This is a genomic window from Allobosea sp. NPDC055594, assembly GCF_053618995.1.
In genome coordinates this window covers 88,957-106,538 of record NZ_JBSHIO010000009.1, presented here as the reverse complement: position 1 = coordinate 106,538, position 17,582 = coordinate 88,957, and the positions used below count along the sequence as shown (strand labels likewise).

Below are 17,582 nucleotides of genomic sequence, written 5' to 3'. Positions count from 1 at the left end.
CTTTCCCGGGAGACCTCTGAATCATCCTTCGAGACGGCCCTGCGGGCCTCCTCAGGATGAGGGCCGGGGACTGAAATTTTTCAGGCCAACTCGACATCCGGCGAACGGTTGCGCAGTTCCTCGACCAGCACCCGCGTGTTCTCGGAATAGTCGATCGGCACCTCGACGAGATGGACGCCGCCGCCGGCGAAGGCCGCCTCCAGAACAGGCACGAGGTCCTCGACCGCTTCGACGCGCGAGCCCCTGGCGCCATAGGCCTGCGCATAGCGGACGAAATCCGGGTTGCCGAAGCTCATGCCGTAATCCGGGAAGCCGTCGACCGCCTGCTTCCAGCGGATCATGCCATAGGCGCTATCGTTCAAGATCACTACGACGAGGTTGAGGCGCAAGCGTACGGCGGTCTCCATCTCCTGCGAGTTCATCATGAAGCCGCCATCGCCGCAGACTGCCATCACCCGGCGGCCGGGATTGAGCATCGCCGCCATCATCGCCGAGGGCAGGCCGGCGCCCATCGTCGCCAGCGCATTGTCGAGCAGCAGTGTATTCGCGACATGGGTCCGGTAGTTCCGCGCGAACCAGATCTTGTACATGCCATTGTCGAGGCAGACGATGCCGTCCTCCGGCATCACCTTGCGGACGTCGTGGACAATGCGCTGCGGCGTCGGCGGGAAACGGTCCTCCTCTGCGCGGTCGTTGATCCGCGCCAGGATCTTCTGGCGCAGCTCCAGCAGATGCGCATCGGCCTCGAGCTTGCCGCCCAGCCTGTCGGCGAGGGCGGTGACGGTCGCGCCGATATCGCCGATAACCTCGGCATCGGGATGGTAGACCTGCTCGACCGTGGCCGACTGGTAGCCGATATGGATCACCTTCGAGCCGCCGGCGCTCTTCATCAGGAAGGGTGGCTTCTCGACCGTGTCATGGCCGATCGCGATGATCAGGTCGGCCTGTTCGACGGCACGGTGGACATAGTCGCCCTCCGAGAGGGCCGCCGTGCCGATATAGAGATTGGAGCCGCCGGTCACGGCGCCCTTGCCCATCTGGGTGTTGAAGAAGGGCAGGCGGGCGCGGCGCACGAAGGCCGAGAGCGCCTCGACCAGGCGCGGGCGGTTGCCGGCGGCGCCGATCATCACGAGCGGGCGCTTGGCGGCGAGGATCATCGCCGCGGCGCGGTCGAGCGCTGCGGGATCGGCGACCGGTCGTTCCAGCGGGTGCACCGGGATCAGCGGGATGTCTTCGATTTCTTCGGAGGCGATGTCCTCGGGCAGTTCGAGATGCACCGGCCCGGGACGCTCCTCCATCGCGACGCGGAAGGCATCGCGCACCGCGGAGGGAATGCTCGCGGCGCTGACGATTTGCCGGGTCATCTTGGTCAGCGGCTTCATCGAGGCGACGACGTCGACGATCTGGAAGCGGGCCTGTTTGGCGGTCATGATCGCCTTCTGGCCGGTGATCAGGATCATCGGCATGGCCCCCAGATGGGCATAGGCCGCACCGGTCGAGAAGTTCAGTGCGCCGGGGCCGAGCGTTGCGATGCAGACGCCGGGTTTTCCGGTCAGCCTGCCATGTGTCGCCGCCATGAAGGCGGCGGCCTGCTCATGGCGGGTCAATACCAGTTCGATTTTCGAGGTCCGCAAGGATTCGACGACGTCGAGATTTTCCTCGCCCGGCACGCCGAAAATGCGGTCGACGCCCTCGTTCTCAAGCGCCGCGACCAGAAGATCGGATCCCTTGCTCATCCCCTGCCGCCTTTCCGGTCACCTGCCTCGTTGCTGCGAGGCTAGGCTCTTGCCGGACACAGGGGAAGCACGCTTTCGGCGTGGTGTGCCGTCCGTTTGCCGGTTGGCGGTCACGGTGCCGTCGCTGCGAAAAGAACCTGGGGAGCACACATACCTGCCATGATAGCAGAGGCTGTCTGGGAGCACGCTGTGCCGGCGGCGCGGAAGGGCTTGGAGCCGAACGATTTCATGGCCCGCGACGTGACGGCCGGCGCGCCATAATCGGGGCTCGTGAGAGGTACTCCGTTCGAGGGAGGCTGGAGGACAAAAATGGGGGGTAACGAGAAAAGAGCCTCACTGCTTGCGCGGCGAGCTGGATAGTGTCGGCTATGAAGTTTTTTACAAAAAAATATCAATTCATTATAGCATGCAAAGGATCAATATTAATTTAAATGCCATTTTAGAGATGAATATATCTTTGATCAATTTGATATATTGTTCACTGTTCTTCAATTTTGTTTGTTATAATTTAATAGAATTGTGCGATTCGTGTTTCATATTGAAATAACGGGGAGTGATTAAAGGTTAATATTTTAATCAAAATTTCGTGTTCTGGCTAGGGATAGCTTGTCACGCCCCCTCCAGATGAGTATCTTGATGTAGTTATATAGTAGGATAGATGACTATGAATACTGCTGGAGACCAAAATGCTATAGATAAGGGGACTTGTTATGAGTGGAGTGAGTACAGCATTTATCGATCGGTGCGCTCTCTTTTCAGAGGGTGTTCGCGAAATACTTGGAAATCGTGGTTTTGATATCGTAGCTTCAGCTAGTGATTTTGACGATTTTACGAATAAATGCCGAGATCTGAGAGGTTTGTCTCTAATTATTATATGTGTAAATGATGATATCGATTTGATGGAAAGAAGTATTCTAAGTTTTCGAAATTTGTTTTCGGATTCGAAGATCGTCATATTGTCGGATGATTACGATACGAGGCAAGTTCAGCTTGCTTTCAAGCTATCTGTTTCGGCTTATCTTCTGAAGCGGATTAATTTCGTTACACTTGTGAAGTCTCTCGAGCTGGTCATGCTTGGCGAGAGCCTGTTTCCTGCGGATGTCCTGAAGGAGATCGGCAAGGAGCATGGCGTCGACATTCACGTCGAGAAGGAAGTCATTGCCTATTCACCGCCGCCCTCCAATTCGGGCCGCGGCCTGTCCGCGCGTGAGATGCAGATCCTCAAATGCCTGATCCAGGGCGACTCCAACAAGGTCATCGCCCGGCGTCTTCAGATCGGCGAAGCGACGGTGAAGGTCCATATCAAGGCGATCTTGCGCAAGATCCGGGTCCAGAACCGGACGCAGGCCGCGATCTGGGCGGTCAGCCATCTGGAACCGGCGCCGGCGGCCGAGCTCAGCGGCATCGGGTATGGCAGCGAGTCGATCATCGCCGCGGCGTCTTGAGGCTCGTTCTCGAGCCGCGATGTGAGGCTCATCCAGCCAGGTAAAGCTTGCGAAGTTCCGCGACGATCGGCGTCCAGTCTCCGATTTCGGTCGCCATCGCATGTGCTTCCAGCATCATGCTCCGCCAGCCCTCCTCGGAGGACAGCGCCGCCTTGTGAAAAGCTTCCGCGACCGCGTCTGCCGTCAGATCGCGCATGACGAGGCCGGCATTGGCGCTCGCCACCTGTTCTGCGAGCCCGGTTTCCTGCGAAACCACCAGTGGAAGCCCTGCGAGTGCGGCCTCCAGCGCCGCGATCGGCACGCCGTCGAAGCGCGAAGGCTGTACGAAGAAGTGCCAGCCCGACATCTTCCTGTGCTTCTCCTCGCCGAAGCATGGGCCCTGGATATCGATCGCATCGGTGATGCCGAGCGTGGCGGCCATCGCGGCCAGAATGTCTCGCGCCGGCCCGGTGCCGATCAGAACCAGGCGCCCGCCGCCGCCCTGCCTGCGATAAATCGCGAAACCTTCGACCAGGAGATCGAGGCCCTTGTGCACGATCTCGTAGCGGCCGCAGAAACCGAAGATCGGGAACTCCGCAAAGCTGACATGACGGCTGGGACGCCGCGGAACCCCGTCGAAGACGCTGGAATAGGCCGCGTTCGGGACGATCTGGACATTCGCATCGGGGGCGAGCCGGCTGATGATGCGCGCCTCGGCGACGGAGACCGCCTGGACGAAACGCGCCAGCTCCAGCGCCCGGCACTCGAAGAGGCGCAGATAGGCCGCGGTTCGCCAGCTCGCGACACGGCCTCGCGGGGCGAAGACATGCGAATACCGGCCATGCACGGTGACGCCGAAGGGGAGACCGCGTCGGGTGAGCGCCCGTGCCAGCGACGGCAGCAGCAATTGCCGGGCGGTGTGGATATGGAACACCGTGTTCGGCCCGGCTCCCGCCGTCATCGCCGCGATGATCGGTTCGGCGAGATCGTAGACCCTTCCGGCCAGCTGCCTGCCGTCGAGCGGCAGGATCAGGGTCGGCAGGTCGACGGCTTCTCCGCCGCCATCCTGGTCATGGCTGCGCAGGAACAGAATCCTGGCATCGTCGCCAGCGGCGATCTGCTCGCGCGCCATCCTGCGGACGACATGGTGGACACCGTTGGCGGCGGAAGGGTGCGGGCCGGCATCGTCGATCACGACATGGCGGATGTCGAGGCTGGTGCGCGGCGGCGCGGAGCGAACGGTCTCAGGCAGCAGAAGGTCGACCATGGGCAATCATCCTCGTCAGGAACCAGTGCGCGCTCAGCAGCCGGACCAGATTCGAGCCTCCGAGCGCGATGCAGGCGCCGATCAGCCCGTAGGGCTGGACCAGCGGCAGGAACAGCGCCGCGGCCGCCAGCGTGCCGGCGGCGCTGACGAGCAGGGCCAGCCGAGCGGCGTCGACGCCATGCATGAAGGAGCAGATCATGTCGGCGGAGTAGCCGAGCAGCCAGCTGATCGCGAGAATCCGGATCGGCAGGGCGAGCCCGAGATAGCTGGAATCCGCGCCATACAGCAGCAGGAGCACAAGGTCCGGTGCCGCGAGCAGCACCGCATAGCAGGGCAGCAAGGGTAATGTGCCGATCAGGGCATAGTCCCGCGCTGCCTTCCAGGCGGCCCGGTAGCCTTCGCGGGATTTGCGCGCCGCCGCCTGCGGGATGACGTTGCACAGGCCGAGCAGGATCGGGTTGGCGAGGTTCACGACATTGAGCGCCGCCTGGAAGGCCGCGGTCGCCGCGGCGCCGAACATCGCGGTCAGCCCCCAAAGCAGGATCTGGATCCGCAGGGCGCCGACGAAGTTGTTGGCGAGCGACCAGCGCCCGAGCGACCAGAACTCGCTGAAGGTCGGGCGCAGCGTCCTGGCGGCTGGCCGCTCGGCGTGCACGAGGCGGGAGGAGACCAGGAGCGCCACGCCCGATGCGGCCGCCATGCAGAAGAAGACGCCAGGCAGCGTCAGCATGCCCTGTTGCAGCAGGATCAGCACGGCGAGTGGCGCGCCAAGATAGGCGATGCTGTCGCCGACGAGCGCGTCGCGATGGCGGAACTCGGCGAACAGGACGCGCCGCAGCGCTTCCTGTCCCTGCCAGACGGTGAGATGGAGCGCCACGGGCAAGGCGAGATCGGACCGTCCCATGACGACGAGCCCAAGGGCGAGCAGCGCGGCCGCCGGCAGCAGTAGCAGCGGCAGCAAGGCAAGGCTGCGCCCGGCCAGAGTTGGACGCTCTTCCTCGGGCAGTCGCGCGATCCGGATCGACATCGGATAGAAGATCACCGAGCTGATCGAGAGCTGGATCATCAGCAGGATGCCGAAGATCAGCGCGAAGATGCCGTACTCCACCGGCGCCATATGGCGCGCCAGCACAATGTTGAGCAGGAAGGCGCCGAGGCTGACGACGCCCTGATCGATCAAGGTCCAGGAGGCATGGCGCAGCAAGGCTCAACTCGCTTTGGCTAGCGTTGCGGGAGCTTCCGGCGCGGCATGGGTCGAGGCCCGGGCGGCCTCGCCCGCCCGGCAAAGATCGCCATAGGCCCAGCGCAGATAGGCGCCGGTGACCGCCATGCCTTCGGCAAAACCATGACGCGGTCGGTAGCCCAGCAGGCGCGTCGCCTTGTCGTTGCTGGCATAGGCCTGGGATTCGTAGAGGGCGAGCGCGCGCGGATCGGGCAGGTGACGGAGCCCGAAGCGTCGGCCGCCGCCGCCGCCGAAATAGGCCTTGGTCACCAGCTTGTGCAGGCCGGGCGGCAAGGCATCGTAGCCGGCCTGCAGCGCCTGGCGCGCCGGCGGCCAGCGGACGATGATCTGGACCAGGCGCTTCGGGTTGGCGAGCACCGCCTTGATGTCGCGCATGAGGCCGCTGTTCTCGCCGCGAATCCGGGCGCTCGGCCAATAGACCGGCGGTGGAACCTGGATGGCCTGCGCGATGGCGCCGAAGAACTTGCCCCAGCTCACCGGTTCCGGGCCGGAGATGATGAAGCGCTCGCCGACCGCCGCGGGGCGCAGCGCGGCGAGCAGCATCGCGTCGATCAGGTCCTCGATGAAGACGGCATTGCAGATGCCGTCCCCGGCATCGGGCAGGATGACGTCGCCGGTGATCAGCATCTGGGCTGGGGCATCCGCCCAGGGCTTGGAGAACGGGCCGTAGACCACGGCCGGCTGGATGATCGAGGCCGGCACCCCCTCCTCGCGGGCGGCCTTCAGCGTGCGGGCCTCGAGGTCGAGCTTGTTGCGGGCATAGGGCCAGGAGACGTCGCCATCGCGGGTCTCCTCGGTCAGCTTGCCGTCCGGAAACGGCTCATAGACCGAGAAGCTGCTGAGATAGACGAAGCCCTTGACCTTCTGCCTGGCGGCGCCCGCCAGCAACTGTTCGAGCCCGTCGAGATTGGCCTTGCGGGAGCGGTGGTCATAGGCGCAGTGAAAGACGAAATCGACCCCGTCGAAGGCGCGGGCCGCGGGGCCGGCTTCGCCGAGCCTGCCGTTGACGATCTCGACCGGCAGCCGGGCGAGGCGTGTCGCCTGGCCGAAGCTGCGCACGAGGCAGCGCACCTTGACGCCCTGCTCGACCAGCCGCTCGGCGAGCCTGCCACCGATGAAGCCGGCCGCGCCGGTGAGCAGCGCCGTGCTGCCGGCGGGCAGGCGAGGCATGTCGTCCGCGTCGCCATCGACCGCGTCGCTGCGCCAGCCGAGCGTCAGCGGTTCGCGATTGGCGTAGCAGCGCTCGATCAGCGCGACGGAGCGGGCGCCTTCGCTGCCGGGAATGCCGGCAGTGACCTCGCCCGCGACGCTCCGGGCGAAATCGCGCAGCTCGGAATCGAACAGTTCCGGGAAGAGCTGCAGCGGAAGATCGGCCGCCGCCCGCCCTTCATGGCGGAAGGCGAGCGCGTTGGGCGAGCCGTCGAGGACGATGTTCTTGGAGAGATGAACCTCGACGAAGCCGGTGCTGCCCTGGATCTGGATCGTGTCGCGCAGATCGCGGGTGCGGCTGAGCTCGACCGTTCCCGTCGCACCCGAAGCCATCCTGCATTCGAGCAGGCAGTCGGCCTCGACCCCTTGTGCGGCATCGTCGCGGTAGCGCAGCGAGGCGACGTCGCCGAGCCACCAGAGCAGCAGGTCGAGCGTGTGCGCGCCGGTATCCATCAGTACGCCGCCGGCGGCGAGCTCACGCCGGAGCAGCGCATCGGAGCTGGTTGCCCAGTTGAAGACGAAGCCCTCGCGAATGCTGAAGCTGCGGATCGTGCCGAGCGTGCCGGATTCGATCAGCGCCTTGAGCCAGCGCGCGCCGAGCAGATAGCGCCGCAGCAGACCGACCCTGAGGCTGAGCCCGCGGGTCTCCGCCTCGCCGATCATCGTCTGGCACTGCTCCGAGGTCACGGCCAGCGGCTTCTCCATGAACAGATGCTTGCCGGCTTTGAGCAGCTCGGTCCCGATCGGGCCATGGAAGACGTGCGGCACGGCGACGATGGCGGCATCGAACTTGTCGGTGGCCTCGCGCCACTCGGCGGCGCGGACGATATCGCGGCCATGCCGGCCGAGCTTGCCGGCAAGCAGGGCCACGCGCTCGGGCGAGCGGTCGATCAGCACCGAGGGCAGCCAGCCGAGGCGGCGCAGTGCAGGCAGGATGTGATGGTCGACGACCGCTCCGCAGCCGATGATCGCGAGACGCTTGGGGGTGGCGGAGCTCATGCTCGTGTTCCTCGCTGAACCGTATGGGGTAGGCAGTGGGCGGAGACGGCAGAGGCACGGGCCTGCGAGGGCGCTGCGAGCGCCTTTTCATATTCGGCGAAGGCCCGCTCGGCCGCATTGTCCCAGGTGAAGTGCCGGGTGACACGCGCCTTGGCCTGCTGTCCCATGCTCCGCAGCCGCTCCGGCTGCGCCGCCAGCGCGCTGATCGTCTCGCGCAGCCCGCCGACATCGCCCGGCTCGACCAATCGGCCGCTGCCCTGGTCGAGCTGGTGCGGGATGCCGCCGACGCGGGAAGCCAGCACCGGCAGCCCATGGGACATCGCTTCCAGGACGACGAGCGGGAAGGTGTCGGCCAGGGTCGGGAAGACAAAGAGATCGGAACGGCGGAACAGGGCCTCGACTTCGCGATCCGAGACGCGTCCGGTGACGATGATGCGCTGATCGGAGCGCCGCTTGCGGTTGGCGAGGCTGTAGTCGATCTCGGGGCGCGTCTCGCCGCCGACGATCAGGGTGTACGGGCAATTCAGTCCGCTGAAGGCCTCGAGCAGGATCGGAAGGCCCTTGTTCGGCGTGTGGTTCGCCAGGAACATGGCGGTGAGTTCGCCAGGGCGCCGGGCCGGTACGCCGAGCCTGTGCCAGATGGCAGTGTCTTCGCCGCTATCGGCCGGACCGGGCAGAGGCACGCCGTTGGGAACCAGGGCGAAGCTGCCGGCAAAGCCCATCGCCGCAACGATTTCGCGATCCGCAGGCGACAGGCCGAGGACGGCCGCGGCTCCGCGCACCGTCTGCTGCACCGGGCCTGTCACCAGGGCCCGCCAGGCCAGACGGCGCAGCGGGCCGAAGCCGTAGATCCGCGTTCCGTTGGCGATCTCGTTGAAGCCATGCGTCGATACGACATAGGGCACGCCGGCCGCCCGGCAGGCCCGGGCGATCCGGGCCATTTCCAGCGCCGGCATCGGATTGTGCAGATGCACCAGGTCGAAGCCGCCCGTGCGCAGCATCTCGGGGATGTCGGAGCGGTAGAACAAGGTGCGGTAGCGGTTCGGGACCCGGTTCCAGGGCAGCGGCTGAGGCAACCCGACTTTGACCGGTGCGCGCCGCAGGCCGCCGGCGTCCGCCTCGCGCAGCTGCGCCCCCATCATGCTGGCGACGGTGATGTCGCAATGCCGCGAAAGCGCGGCGCTGAGCTGCTCGGCGGCCCGGCCGGCGCCGCTGACGCTGAGATGCGGCGGAGCCACGATCGCGGCGAGGACCTTCATCATTGATATTTCTCCACCAGCGCACGGGCGAGGTCTGGTGCGCGCCAGAGATCGCGCAGCGCGTCGTCGATGGTGAAGGCCGGGACCCAGCCGAAGCGTCGGCGGATCTGGGTGGTGTCGGCGGCCAGGAAGGGGCGGTCGACCGGCCTGATCCGGCTGCCATCCTGCTCCAGCTCGAACTCGATGTCGGCGATGGCGCGCAGCTTGTGCAGGACCTCCTCGACCGAATAGGGCTGCGAGGAGCCGAGATTCACCGTGACCGTGCTTTCCGTTTGCAACCGCCTGGCGGTCGCGATCGTGGCGAAGCCGCGCGCCGCATCCTCGACATGGATGTAGTCGCGCTTCGGCCAGAGATTGCCGAGCCGGACCACGCGATGGCCGGCCTTCAGCTGCGCGACGATCTCGGGCAGGAGATGCGGATTGGTCTCGCCGGGGCCGACCACGTTGAACAGGCGGACGATGACCGCGGAGAGCGAGCGCTGCTGCGCGAGATAGCGGACATATTGCTCGCCATGCAGCTTGCTCATGCCATAGATGTCGTTCGGCTCGAGCGCCGCCGACATCTCGCAATGCGGGGCGAGGTCGGGCTTGTAGACGGCGCCGCTGCTCGCGAAGACGAAGCGCGTGCCGCTTTGTGCCGCGTGCAGGACGCTGACCAGGCCGAGCAGGTTGGTCCGCAGCGCCAGTGCCGGATCGTTCTCGCATTCGGGGATGTAGTGGATCGCGGCCAGATGGACGATGACATCCGGCCGGAACTCCCGGACGAGCCGCGCCATCGCCAACTCGTCGGTGATGTCGAGGCGCTCGAAGCGGATGCGTTCGAGATCGGCCGGCGTGAAGCGGAGCTCGCCATAGCGGAGATTGTCGACGACGCAGACATCGTGCTGCTCGTAGAGCTGGCGGGTCAGCTGGCGGCCGACATAGCCGTTGCCGCCTGTGATGATGATGCGATCGCGCAGGCCCAAGGTCACCTCCCCGGCATTCAGTCGAAATCGGCGTAATATTTGCGAATCCTGTAGGCGGAGGACGGGGCGCGGAAGCTCTGGAAGCTCGCATAGCGCTCGACGTCCACCTGGGTCAGAAGCACGCCGTGGACCCTCATGCCACCGTCGCAGAGCCGTTTCACCGCCGCGGCGACGGTGGCTTTCGGCGTGTCCTGCCAGCGCGCCGCGTGCAGGACGATGTCGGCGAAATGGGCGAGGATCAGCGCATCCGCGGCCAGCAGGACCGGCGGTGCTTCGATCAGCACGACGTCGAAGGACGAGCGCGCCTCCATGACCAGATCCGCGAGCGTCGCCGGCGTGAAGGCGGAGGCGCTGTCGGAAAGGCCGCCGCGACGGTGCACCACCGAGAGCTGGCGCGCTTCGCTGGCCGCCAGCGGTGCCCTTCGCCGCAGCAGCGGATTGCGCAGCGGCATGTCCGCCGGGCTCCATTGCCGGCCGCTTTCGAGCGCCCGCTTGCGCGCGGCGCTGCCGGCGACGATGTCCTCGAGCGCCGCCTTCCCGGTGCCGTCGAGCTCGCTGCGCGGAGAAGCGTCGACGACGAGAACGCGGCGTCCCATCTCGACGAGGCAATGGGCGAGAGCCTCGAGCGCCTGCGACTTGCCCTGCTCGGGGAGGGCCGAGGTCATCAGCAGGACTTTGGCCGGCCCGGATTCCGCGAGACGGTGGGTGGCGATGATCGCGCGCAGGATTTCGCGCTGGGTGGCGGCGTTGACCCGGGCATCGCCTGGCTGCAGCGCCGGCAGCAGGCCGATGCAGGGGCTGCCCGTGGCGGCCAGCACCTCCTCTTCCTTGCGGAAGCCGACATCCCGGCGTTCGAGCAGGAAGGTGAGGAGCCCGCCGAACACGGCGGCGCCGAGCCCGGAGAGCGCCAGGGTCAGCCCCTTCTTCGGGCCGGCCGGGGCCCGGCTTGGTTCCGCCGCCGCCATGATCTGCGCCACGACCGGCTTCAGCTCGGACAAGGCGCGGGCCTGCATATGACCCTCGTTCAAGACCTTGAGGCGCTCGCGCAGCGCATCGGCCCGGCTCTGCAGGGTCCGCAGCTCCGCTTCTCTCGCCCGCGCATCGATCAGGCTCGACTTTGCCTTGCCGACGCCGGTTTCCAGCTCTTCCTCGACACGGCGTGCGCTCTTCACGTCCTCGCTGATCGCAGCCAGCGCATTCGCGACCTCGTTCTGCAGGCGCGCCTCCGCCTCTTGCTGCAGAGCGCGGGCCTGGATCACCGAAGGATGGCGCTCGCCGGTCGCGGCGGCCTGCGTGCTGGCTTGCCGGCGCGCCGTCTCCCGGCTTTCGATCAGCCGCTGAATCTGAGGCAGTGCCGCGATGTCGGGCGGGATGTTGCCTTCGGCGGCTGCCAGCTTGGCGCGCTCGAGCCGCGATTCCTCGTTCACCCGCGCGAGCGTGGCGGCGCTGGCCTGGCTCGAAATCTCGCGCAGCCGCTGCTGCAGCAGCACCGCGCCTTCCGCAGTGGTCTCGACGATGCCGGAGCTGCGGCGGTAGTCGGCGGCAGCGCGCTCGGCCTGTTCGAGGCTCTTGCGCGTGACCTCGATCTGGTCGGCATACCATTCGGCGGCCCGGCGGGCCGAAGCGGAACTCGTTTCGCCGCGATTGGCGAGATAGGTATCGGCGAAGCGGTTGGCGATCTCGGCGGCCTTGGCCGGCGTATTGGCAGTGTAGCCGATCTCGATCAGATAGGAGCGGCTGTCGTTCCGGACCGTGAGATTGCGCGCCAGCTGCTCGATCTGCGACTCGAGTTGCTCCGGATCGGGGACGGGCGCTCCCAGCCGTGCAGCGGGCTTGGCGGCGGCCTCGGCGGCGAGCTGTTCGGCGACCTGGCGGGTAATCGTGCGGGAGCGGACGAAGCGAGATTCGGTCTCGACGAGGGCGCTCGCATCGAGCGGCAGGCCGGCGGTGCGACGGCCGGTCGGATCATCGCGGCTGAAATCGATCTGGACGAGGGAGGTCGCGGCATAGCGCTTCTCGCTCGTCAAAAGGAAGGCCGTGGCGGCGAGCAGCGCCAGCGCGATCAGCCCGATGATCATCCGGCGGCGGCGCCACAGCGCGAGGCCGGCCTCGTAGCCGACATGCTCGAAATGCCGTGGAGCGCCTTCTTCCAGCCGGATCGGATTCTGGAACGCCCAGTTCATGACCTTCACGCGGCCTTCTGTGGCGAAGCGCTGGGCTTGCCAGGGTTGCTCGGGGCGGGGATCGTCGAAAGCGGCGTGTTCCCGGCCGGGATGGCGCGGGCCGGGCCGAAGGCCCAGGGCCCGCACCGTGGCGATGGGTTGCCGGCAAAGGGGCGCGGCGAGCCCATCGTCAGACTCGCTGATAAATGTCCTCGATGCGGACGATGTCGTCCTCACCGAGGTAGTCGCCGCACTGCACCTCGACGAGCTCGACCGGCGTGTTGCCGGGGTTCTCGAGCCGGTGGACGGCGCCGAGCGGGATATGGGCGTGCTGGTTCGGCGTCAGCAGCCGGACCTCTTCGCCGACCGTGACCTGGGCGGTGCCGCGGACCACCACCCAATGTTCGGCGCGATGCCCATGCCTCTGCAGCGAGAGCCGGCCCTTCGGATGGACGACGATACGCTTGACCTGAAAATCGTCGCCGCAATCGGTGACCTGGTACCAGCCCCAGGGGCGATAGACCTTGCAATGGGTGTCGGCCTCCTGCCGCCCGGTCTGGCGCAAGCCTTCGACGATCTGCTTGACCTCGCCGCTGCGGTGGCGGTCGGTCACGAGGATCGCGTCCTTGTTGACGATGACGATCAAATCCTCGACGCCGTGCACCGAGGTCAGCGGCCCGTCACTCGAGACATAACAGCCATGGGCGTCGGAGAGGACGACTTCGCCCCGGCTGACATTGCCGGCCCCGTCCTGGTCGCTGACCGCCCAGAGCAGGTCCCAATTGCCGACATCCGACCAGCCGCAGGCGAGCGGCACCACGACCGCGCGCGCCGTCCGCTCCATCACCGCATAGTCGATCGAGAGCTGTTCGGCCTCGCCATAGGATTTCGCCTCGAGCGCGAAGACGCCGGGCGAGACGGTGGCCTGCTCGGCGGCCCGTGCGACGGCGGCTGCGCTGGCGGGCTGGTGCAGCGCATACTCCTCGATCAGGGTGCGCGCGCTGGCCATGAAGTTGCCGGAGTTCCACAGCATCCCGTCGAGGACATAGCTCCTGGCCCGCTCGGCATCGGGCTTCTCGATGAAGCGCCTGACGGTTCGCGCGCCGCTGGGCAGCGTCTCGCCGGGCTCGATATAGCCATAGCCCGTAGCGGGGTCGGTCGGCAGGATCCCGAAGGTCACCAGCCAGCCGCCGGCCAGCGCCGGCAGACCGGCGAGAACGGCGGTGCGGAAGGCCTCGCCGTCACGGACCTGATGATCCGAGGCGAGTATCAGCAGCGGCACATCGGGGTCGCTTTGCCCGGCTAGGGTCGCCGCGGCGATGATCGCCGGCGCCGTGTCGCGGCGGGCGGGCTCGAGCACGAAGTCGGCCAGAACGTCGATTTCGGCGAGCTGCTGCTCGGCGATGAAGCGATAGGTCTGGTTGGTGATAATCACGGGCCGGCCGAATTCCGGCCCAGTGACCCGCAGCACCGTCTGCTGGAAGATCGAATAGCCACCGACGCGCAGCGCGAACTGCTTCGGGAAGGATTCGCGCGACATCGGCCAAAGGCGCGTCCCTGCGCCACCACACATGATCAGGGGCCGGATTGGGCAGCTCATGTCTCGCTCCAGTTTCAAGGGCGGGGGAAGGGCCGGGTCAGCGCATGGCGGCGGCGGTCGGGGGCAGGTCGGGCTCGGGCAGGCGCTGCCGCTCGACGCGCAGGATGTCCCCGGGTTCGAGCAGGGCGCCTTCGACGACCGGGAAAGTCTCGCTGCGTTGCTCGGTCTGGCGTGTCACGAACAGAGAGCGCTTCGGCGGCCCGGCGGTTTCTTCGGCGAGACCGACCTGGCGCAGCCTGAGCTCCCGGGTCAGCCGCGCGGCGGGCAGTGCCGCATCGGTCTCGGCGAGGCGCTGCACGACGTCCTGCATCTCGCTCCAGACACGGCGCTGGAAGGCCTCGCGTGCTTCCCGGATCCGCAGGCTGAGTTCGCCGAGGGCCAGTCCGTTCGACGAGATGTCGGCATTGAAACGGGCGATGTTGCCGCGATTGCGCGCTTCCTCGCGCTGCAATTCGATCCCGGTATAGCGCCGCGCCAGACCCGAGCTGAGCAGGGCGTTGTAGTCGACGAGATGCTGCTGGATCAGTTCGAGCTGGCGCTTCTCGGCATTGAGCTGGTCTTGCACGAAGCGCTTATTGTCCTGGAGCTTCGGCTCCTGCTGCTGCAGCATCTCGATCTGCTGCTGCAGGGCGGAGGTCTGGAAATTGTGCAGCTCGGTCTCGCTGGCCTTGAGCTGCGTCACGAATTCTTCGGAACCGCGCCCGGCCGCGAGGCTGCTGAAATCGGGGCTGCGTCCGTCACGCTGCGCCTCGAGCCGGATGCGCCGGGCCGTCAGCGTCAGCCTGGTCGTCTCCAGGGCGCGAACCCGCTCATCGGCCTGGACGAAGTCGGTGCGCAGCGCGGCGCGCACCTGTTCCTCGGGAACGCCGAACCCTCCGGCCAATGCGACCGCACCGAGCACAGAAACGCCGTGGCGGTAGGGGTAAACGCCGGCTGTGCGGACATCGCCGACGACATAGATCGGGCGCGGCTCGGTGAGCCGCACGGACACGACCGGATTCTGCAGATAGCCGTCCGCGAGGCTCTTGGCGACGCGCTGTTCGATCTCCCGGAGGGTGAGCCCGCGCACCGATACGGACCCGACCAGCGGCACAGCTATGCTGTAGCTGGAATCGATCATCGTATCGCCGGACATGTCGGCCTGGCCGAAGACGGTGATGCCGATGCGGTCGCCCGGGGCGACGCGATAGGCGTTCTGCTCGGCCGCCGCGGCTGGGAGAAGCGGGAGAGCGAGCACGCAGAGCCCGGCCAGCCAGGACAATCTCACCGTTGCGGCCGGGGCCCGCACTGCCCGCGCCGGAGACGGCGTCAGGGCCTGCGGTTCGGATGTCTGGCGAGCGGGCATTGCGTGGAACCTTCCTGGATGTCTCCGAACCCGGCCTCCGGGCCATCCGTCATCGGTCTGGCGAGGCGGGTTTGTGAGGACACGCTAGAGCACCGCGCCGGTTTCGATCGGGCGCATTAGGGCGACGAGCCGGGCGCGAAAGGGCTACCCCTCGACAGGTTGGCTCCAAGGGTTTGGAAATATTGCGTTGTTTGGCGGTGGCCGTGGTCATTTCATGTCGCATGGTCAGGGCATTGGCGGGGCCGGGATGCCGGAACCCGGCGACGGCACCTCCCTCCAAAGGGCTGCCGCGTCAGGGGCGGTGCGACGGAGTACCTCTGCAAGATGGGCGTGGCTGATTGAGCATGCCTCGAAATAGCAATTGTCTGATTTCGAAATTATAAATACTTAACAATTGGTTATGCGAAGTAAAAATTAAATTTAAATACGAAATCGCGAGGGCTTATTTCCGAAATTTATAGAGATATATTCACGATATTATCTTTCTTTGGATGGATATCCCGCCAACATAAATAATCCGGAGAGTAGAATGAAACGGGTTATGGTTTCTGGAGGGGCTGGTTTCCTGGGCTCTCATCTTTGCAGGAAATTACTGGCCCAAGGAAATGAGGTTGTCTGTGTTGATAATTATTTCACCGGAAATCGTGGGAATATCGCAGATATTCTTTCTGACAAGAATTTTGATGTTCATCGTCACGACATAACGTTTCCGCTCTATGTCGAAGTCGACGAGATTTACAATCTCGCCTGCCCTGCTTCGCCGATCCACTACCAGCACGACCCCGTGCAGACGACGAAGACGAGTGTCATGGGGGCGATCAACATGCTCGGCCTCGCCAAGCGTCTGCGTTGCCGCATTCTCCAGGCTTCGACCAGCGAGGTCTATGGCGATCCCGAGGTCCATCCGCAGCGCGAGGACTATCGTGGCCTGGTCAACATCAACGGCCCGCGCGCCTGCTATGATGAAGGCAAGCGCTGCGCCGAGACCTTGTTCTACGATTATCAGCGCCAGCACGGCCTCGGCATCCGGGTGGCCCGGATCTTCAATACCTATGGCCCGCGCATGCATCCGAAGGATGGTCGGGTAGTCTCGAACTTCATCGTGCAGGCGCTGCGCAACGAGCCGATCACGCTCTATGGCGACGGCAGCCAGACGCGCTCCTTCTGCTATGTCGACGACCTCGTCGACGGGCTGATCCGGCTCATGAACGTCGATGGCGACGTGATCGGTCCAGTCAATCTCGGCAATCCGCACGAGATCAGCGTGCGCGAACTCGCCGAAACCATCATCGAACTGATCGGCTCGCGCTCGGCGCTCGATTTCCGCCCACTGCCGGCCGATGATCCCCGGCAGCGTTGCCCCGATATCGGGCGCGCCTCCGAGCTGCTGCATTGGAAGCCGCGGGTCGAGCTGCGGGAAGGCCTGTCCCGCACCATCGCCTATTTCGACGAGCTCCTGGCGAAGGCCCCGGCTCCCCCGCAATCGCTGGAGCTGAAGGTGGTGGCATGAACACGCCGATCTCCCGCCCGCCGCTGCCACGCGTCGAGATTCTCGGTGTCCGTGTCGCTGCCATCGACCTGCCCAGGGCGCTCGACACGATCGAGTCCTGGATCGCGGCCGGCAAGCACCATTATGTCTGCATCACCGGCGCGCATGGCGTCATGGAGAGCCGACGCGACCCGGTCCTGCGGGCGATCCACAACCAGGCCGGCATGGCGACGCCGGACGGCATGCCCCTGGTCTGGGTCTCGCGCCTGCTCGGTCATGCCGATACCCGGCGAGTTTATGGGCCGGATCTGATGCGGGCGCTCAGCGCCCTTTCGGCCCAGCGGGGCTACCGGCAATTCTATTATGGCGGCGACAAGGGCGTCGCCGATCAGCTCGCCGCGGCGCTCAAGCGCGATTGCCCCGGCCTCGTCGTCGCCGGGACGCTGTGCCCGCCCTTCCGCCTGCTGACCAGCGACGAGGACGACGATGTCGTGGCCCAGATCAATGCGGCCAAGCCCGACATCGTCTGGGTCGGCCTCAGCACGCCGAAGCAGGAATACTGGATGGCGAGCCATGGCGCGCGCCTCGACGCACCGGTGCTGATCGGCGTCGGCGCCGCCTTCGATTTCCTGGCCGGTCGCAAGGCCCAGGCCCCGCTTTGGATGCAGCGCAACGGACTCGAATGGCTGTTCCGACTCTGCCAGGAGCCGCGCCGCCTCGGCCGCCGCTATCTGCGCATCGTGCCGGGCTTTCTCGCGGCGGTCGGCGGAGACCTCGTCCGGCGTTCGGCGACGACCTTCTGGCTGGGTACGCGGCGGCGCCTGCGCCGCCTGATCACCGGCTGAACCCGTATCCAATCCTCCAATCCAGAGCTGGAGAGCGAC

The 17,582-nt window shown here is 65.8% G+C and carries 12 protein-coding genes; 3 read left to right on the top strand and 9 right to left on the bottom strand.

Annotated features, from left to right (window positions below; genetic code table 11):
* Positions 1 to 80: 80 nt before the first annotated feature.
* Complete coding sequence (locus ACWGRX_RS18685) at positions 81 to 1,736, bottom strand: acetolactate synthase large subunit (RefSeq protein WP_452118766.1); 1,656 nt, start codon at positions 1,734 to 1,736, stop codon at positions 81 to 83.
* Between the two features lie 956 nt (positions 1,737 to 2,692).
* Between ACWGRX_RS18685 and ACWGRX_RS18680 the strand changes: the two genes are divergently transcribed.
* Positions 2,693 to 3,181, top strand: coding sequence for a response regulator transcription factor (locus tag ACWGRX_RS18680; RefSeq protein WP_291635197.1), 489 nt, complete (start codon positions 2,693 to 2,695; stop codon positions 3,179 to 3,181).
* Positions 3,182 to 3,209: 28 nt separating this feature from the next.
* Here ACWGRX_RS18680 and ACWGRX_RS18675 read toward each other — a convergent pair whose 3' ends face one another.
* The 8 genes from ACWGRX_RS18675 to ACWGRX_RS18640 all read right to left on the bottom strand — a co-directional run bounded on the left by ACWGRX_RS18675 (position 3,210) and on the right by ACWGRX_RS18640 (position 15,209).
* Positions 3,210 to 4,427, bottom strand: a complete 1,218-nt coding sequence (locus ACWGRX_RS18675; RefSeq protein WP_452118765.1) for a glycosyltransferase — start codon at positions 4,425 to 4,427, stop codon at positions 3,210 to 3,212.
* On the bottom strand, positions 4,405 to 5,631 hold the full coding sequence (locus ACWGRX_RS18670) for an MATE family efflux transporter (protein WP_452118764.1): 1,227 nt from the start codon (positions 5,629 to 5,631) through the stop codon (positions 4,405 to 4,407). Before ACWGRX_RS18670 ends, ACWGRX_RS18675 begins: the two co-directional genes overlap by 23 nt.
* A 3-nt stretch (positions 5,632 to 5,634) precedes the next feature.
* Positions 5,635 to 7,878, bottom strand: coding sequence for an NAD-dependent epimerase/dehydratase family protein (locus ACWGRX_RS18665; RefSeq protein WP_452118763.1), 2,244 nt, complete (start codon positions 7,876 to 7,878; stop codon positions 5,635 to 5,637).
* Positions 7,875 to 9,140: a glycosyltransferase family 4 protein gene (locus ACWGRX_RS18660; protein WP_452118762.1), complete on the bottom strand. Its 1,266-nt coding sequence runs from the start codon at positions 9,138 to 9,140 to the stop codon at positions 7,875 to 7,877. Before ACWGRX_RS18660 ends, ACWGRX_RS18665 begins: the two co-directional genes overlap by 4 nt.
* On the bottom strand, positions 9,137 to 10,102 hold the full coding sequence (locus ACWGRX_RS18655; RefSeq protein ID WP_452118761.1) for an NAD-dependent epimerase/dehydratase family protein: 966 nt from the start codon (positions 10,100 to 10,102) through the stop codon (positions 9,137 to 9,139). The genes ACWGRX_RS18660 and ACWGRX_RS18655 overlap by 4 nt, the downstream gene beginning before the upstream one ends.
* A 17-nt stretch (positions 10,103 to 10,119) precedes the next feature.
* Complete coding sequence (locus ACWGRX_RS18650) at positions 10,120 to 12,285, bottom strand: GumC family protein (protein ID WP_452118823.1); 2,166 nt, start codon at positions 12,283 to 12,285, stop codon at positions 10,120 to 10,122.
* Positions 12,286 to 12,454: 169 nt separating this feature from the next.
* Positions 12,455 to 13,864: a mannose-1-phosphate guanylyltransferase/mannose-6-phosphate isomerase gene (locus ACWGRX_RS18645; RefSeq protein ID WP_452118760.1), complete on the bottom strand. Its 1,410-nt coding sequence runs from the start codon at positions 13,862 to 13,864 to the stop codon at positions 12,455 to 12,457.
* Between the two features lie 37 nt (positions 13,865 to 13,901).
* Positions 13,902 to 15,209: a polysaccharide biosynthesis/export family protein gene (locus tag ACWGRX_RS18640; protein WP_452118759.1), complete on the bottom strand. Its 1,308-nt coding sequence runs from the start codon at positions 15,207 to 15,209 to the stop codon at positions 13,902 to 13,904.
* A gap of 529 nt (positions 15,210 to 15,738) precedes the next feature.
* On the opposite strand from ACWGRX_RS18640, the gene ACWGRX_RS18635 reads away from it, so the two are divergent.
* Entirely contained in the window at positions 15,739 to 16,719 is a 981-nt protein-coding gene (locus ACWGRX_RS18635; protein WP_291647747.1) for a UDP-glucuronic acid decarboxylase family protein, read from the top strand.
* Entirely contained in the window at positions 16,716 to 17,543 is an 828-nt protein-coding gene (locus ACWGRX_RS18630; RefSeq protein WP_452118758.1) for a WecB/TagA/CpsF family glycosyltransferase, read from the top strand. The genes ACWGRX_RS18635 and ACWGRX_RS18630 overlap by 4 nt, the downstream gene beginning before the upstream one ends.
* Positions 17,544 to 17,582 lie beyond the last annotated feature (39 nt).

What these genes read in the sequence shown, in the direction of transcription:
- ACWGRX_RS18685 (WP_452118766.1), bottom strand. Translation starts at nt 1,736, where the DNA reads ATGAGCAAGGGATCCGATCTTCTGGTCGCGGCGCTTGAGAACGAGGGC.
- ACWGRX_RS18675 (WP_452118765.1), bottom strand. Translation starts at nt 4,427, where the DNA reads ATGGTCGACCTTCTGCTGCCTGAGACCGTTCGCTCCGCGCCGCCGCGC.
- ACWGRX_RS18665 (WP_452118763.1), bottom strand. Translation starts at nt 7,878, where the DNA reads ATGAGCTCCGCCACCCCCAAGCGTCTCGCGATCATCGGCTGCGGAGCG.
- ACWGRX_RS18660 (WP_452118762.1), bottom strand. Translation starts at nt 9,140, where the DNA reads ATGATGAAGGTCCTCGCCGCGATCGTGGCTCCGCCGCATCTCAGCGTC.
- ACWGRX_RS18650 (WP_452118823.1), bottom strand. Translation starts at nt 12,285, where the DNA reads ATGAACTGGGCGTTCCAGAATCCGATCCGGCTGGAAGAAGGCGCTCCA.
- ACWGRX_RS18645 (WP_452118760.1), bottom strand. Translation starts at nt 13,864, where the DNA reads ATGAGCTGCCCAATCCGGCCCCTGATCATGTGTGGTGGCGCAGGGACG.
- ACWGRX_RS18640 (WP_452118759.1), bottom strand. Translation starts at nt 15,209, where the DNA reads ATGCCCGCTCGCCAGACATCCGAACCGCAGGCCCTGACGCCGTCTCCG.
- ACWGRX_RS18635 (WP_291647747.1), top strand. Translation starts at nt 15,739, where the DNA reads ATGAAACGGGTTATGGTTTCTGGAGGGGCTGGTTTCCTGGGCTCTCAT.
- ACWGRX_RS18630 (WP_452118758.1), top strand. Translation starts at nt 16,716, where the DNA reads ATGAACACGCCGATCTCCCGCCCGCCGCTGCCACGCGTCGAGATTCTC.